The following is a 1,178-nucleotide window of genomic DNA, read 5'->3' on the forward strand; positions in this document are numbered from 1 at the left end:
AATCAAATGCTGTTCATGAACCGACAGCGGGCCGGTTGCCGCGGCGAACACCGCGTGTGTCCCGCACTCCACCAGCGCAGCGACCCTCACCTGCGGGTAGGCACTGCGCTGCTGTCCCCGGCCGGAACCGGGACGGCCGAAGTACGTGCTGTTCGCCTCGGTGTCCGGGACGTCGAAGACGGTGCCGTCCACGGCGACCAGCCGCCACCCGCGATACCAGGCGCCGGCCGTGTCCTGGACGGCCACCGGTCGGCAAACCCGCGCGAACAGTGCCTTCAGCGGCTCCGGCCCCAGCCGTCTGCGGCGGAGCGGCTCTTCTGTCACGTCTACGGCCGGGCGAAGACGGCCTCGCAGTTCATCCCGGGCTGGCCCCTGCTCCTTCGTGGCCGCGCTGAAGCCGGGCGCCACGTCCTGGACCGCGATCCTGGACGCGGTCCGGCTCGGCCCGGCGGACGACGCGACCGCGGTCACCGCCGCCCAGCTGCGGGGTGTCGTCGAGCGGCTCATCGCCGCGGGGCAGTGGCAGAAGGGGGATCCGCACATCGTGATCGTCAGCGACGCCGGCTACGACGTCACCCGTCTGGCCCGGGTCCTGCGCGATCTGCCGGTCGAGCTGGTCGGCCGGGTCCGCTCCGACCGTTCATGCGCCTGCCCAAGCCGACCCGCCGACCGGGGACGAACGGCCGGCCGCCCAGGCACGGACCGGAGTTCCGGTTCACCAGGCCGGAGACCTGGCCCGAACCCGCGATCACCACTGTCACCGACACCACCAACTACGGCAAGGCCGAAACACGGGCATGGGACCGGGTCCATCCCCGGCTCACCCACCGTTCCTCATGGCTCGACCACGACGGCGAACTGCCCTTGGTCGAAGGCACGTTGATCCGGTTGAAGGTCGAGCATCTGTCGAATGACCGGGACGCTCCGCCGGTGTGGTTGTGGTCCTCGAAGACCGGTGCCACACCGGACGATGTGGACCGTTTCTGGCAGGCGTTCCTCCGCCGCTTCGATCTGGAGCACACCCTCCGCTTCGCGAAGCAGACCCTCGGCTGGACCACCCCGAAACTCCGTACCCCCGAGGCGGCGGACCGCTGGACCTGGATCCTGATCGTCGCTCACACCCAACTCCGGCTCGCCCGCCCTCTCGCCACAGACCTCCGCCGGCCCCGGGAGAAGCC

General features: G+C 70.5%; 3 pseudogenes. 2 read left to right on the top strand and 1 reads right to left on the bottom strand.

From position 1 onward, the window contains the following. A pseudogene (locus tag EAO76_RS45230) lies at positions 1-408 on the bottom strand (hypothetical protein); the annotation flags it as partial. Here EAO76_RS45230 and EAO76_RS47205 point away from each other — a divergent pair. Together EAO76_RS47205 and EAO76_RS47210 are read left to right on the top strand one after the other, a co-directional pair. After that, positions 383-646, top strand: a pseudogene (locus EAO76_RS47205) (transposase); the annotation flags it as partial. The pseudogenes EAO76_RS45230 and EAO76_RS47205 sit on opposite strands and share 26 nt — an antisense overlap. Beyond that, positions 643-1,178: pseudogene (locus tag EAO76_RS47210) on the top strand (transposase); the annotation flags it as partial. The pseudogenes EAO76_RS47205 and EAO76_RS47210, both read left to right, overlap by 4 nt.

Source organism: Streptomyces sp. sk2.1, assembly GCF_008120935.1.
In the GTDB taxonomy this organism is placed as follows: Bacteria; Actinomycetota; Actinomycetes; order Streptomycetales; family Streptomycetaceae; genus Streptomyces.